2 protein-coding genes and 1 pseudogene are annotated in these 2015 nt (G+C 42.9%); 2 read left to right on the plus strand and 1 reads right to left on the minus strand.

All coding sequences use genetic code 11. From position 1 onward, the window contains the following. Positions 1-1070: pseudogene (locus tag CIK04_RS35705) on the plus strand (EAL domain-containing protein); the annotation flags it as partial. A gap of 378 nt (positions 1071-1448) precedes the next feature. Next, complete coding sequence (locus CIK04_RS34105; protein WP_325205854.1) at positions 1449-1715, plus strand: GNAT family N-acetyltransferase; 267 nt, start codon at positions 1449-1451, stop codon at positions 1713-1715. A 63-nt stretch (positions 1716-1778) separates the two neighbouring features. Here CIK04_RS34105 and CIK04_RS26405 read toward each other — a convergent pair. Beyond that, on the minus strand, positions 1779-2015 hold a 237-nt coding region (locus CIK04_RS26405; RefSeq protein WP_128824715.1), incomplete at its 5' end, for a 6-carboxytetrahydropterin synthase.

Genomic DNA, 2015 nt, shown 5'->3' on the forward strand with positions numbered 1-2015 from the left:
GAGCATGATGCTCGATAGATTCAACATACGATGCTTGATCACGCCAGAGACGGTTTCTCCAGTCAGTGAAAAAGCCTTCAACGAATGGAGCAAAAATGAAAACTACACCACCCAAGCCTATGAACTCAATGACGCTGTGGTGCTGGTGCGAGTCAAAAACATCAATCTTTCAAACAGTGTCGAAAATCATATCTCACGCTTTTTCCTCGCGGGAATGAAACTCTCCACCAACACGGGTACGTCCCTTGAGATTGGCAATACCAAGGAGCGCTTTTTTCATTTTAAAACTGACAACAACGGCTACAAGGAAGTATTTTATGTCTCTGGCCCTTTTCAGAGCATCTTAGCTTTAAGTACGTTCTTTTTGTGTGTGCTTCGATACAAGTCGATCCAAGCTTTTCTGTATTATCTTCTCGCTATTCGACATTTTAGTATCCGCCTAGAACCGATTATAACACTTCGACTACAGAAAACCATCCATTTGAAGCCTTATCCCGATTACACGGTCAAAAACACGCAAAAGTTCATTGAAACCCTGATTGGTAATGGCCTGTTGCTGACTCATACTATTCTGGTTCTTCGGGCCATTTATGCTAACCAACCATCACTTAAAGTGCCGATTAGCATCAATTGTCTGCCCCTCTTTACTGCAAGGACACAATTTCTCCGCCCTTTATCGTGAGCTCTCCAGTCTCGATTGCCGTTTGCTGACGATTGAAATAACCGAGAATGCCTCTATGTATTACACTGCCGAAATTTACCAAAATGTGGCCAAGCTAAAGCAGCTCGATTGCAAAATCAGCATTGATGACTTTGGGACAGGCAATAATAACGTCGCCTTGATCAGTAAGATTAATCCTGACTATCTCAAAATCGACCGCGAGTTTGTAATTGGGGTAAAAAGTGATGCAAGAAAATTGAAAGACACTAAGACAACTAAATTTGACCATGGGCAAAACCTACCACTGCACTGTGATTGTTGAAGGCGTTGAAACGGCCGACAGCGCCCATTGCTCACCACCCTTCGGGCGTTACTGCATCAGGGTTATTACTACCCACTTCACTATTAATACTTTGCTTGTCACGGTGAGTGTCATTTCATCAACGGCACAATCACCGTGAACAAACTTTGCACGAAATGAAAGCCCGCATTAATGAAGCCAATTATGAATACAATCAAATACCTAGACGATAGCATTGATTGGAATTTATAATGCGGCCTCGCACTTATCGTTTCGCTAGTTACTGTCATGATTGCAATAAAGCCTACTAAGCTACGAGATTCGCCAGCTTGATGCATTGGATGTGCATGAAGAACAAAARGRTTTTTTAAGCCTTTTGAGCAGGCTTATCAAAAACGCCATAAGTCCGAAGCGTTTTTACGATTTATTCGGACAGTTCGACGGTTGGTTATTGGTCATTGATAAAGGGTTTCTCAGCACGCGCCATTGCAACGCCATGAGCTGGGGCTGAACTACCTGATGATTGATCGTCAATACCAACGTCAAGGTATAGGAACTGAGGCACTGAAGAAGCTGTTTGTGTACGCGTACACCATTGATCCAGAGAGTAATTCTCTCTGTCTGACTGTGCCAAATAGCCACAAAACGGCCAATGAGTTTTTCCTCTCCGCTGGCTTTACCAATACCGATAAAGTCATCTATGGCGAAGTAGAAAAAGAGTGGATTTTACGCCACCATTGGATAGCGTTTTAACACAGCTCAGAAACAACAAAGGCAAGCTTCATGCTTGCCTTTGTTTCAATTTTCTAAGGGCGATTACTCACCTTTGTAGATACAGCCTGCGGTGCAAGTTTCCTTGATTTCCACTTTGCTCAGTAGTGGTAAATTTGGCTTAAGTTGTTGCCAAATCCATTTTGCCAATACTTCGCTGGTTGGGTTTTCTAGGCCTTCAATATCATTTAAGTAATAGTGATCTAAGCGGTTATAAATCGGTTTAAACGCCGCTTTGATTTCAGCAAAGTCCACTACCCAGCCAGTATGCGGATCCACTTC

This window comes from Vibrio sp. 03_296 (assembly GCF_002265885.1).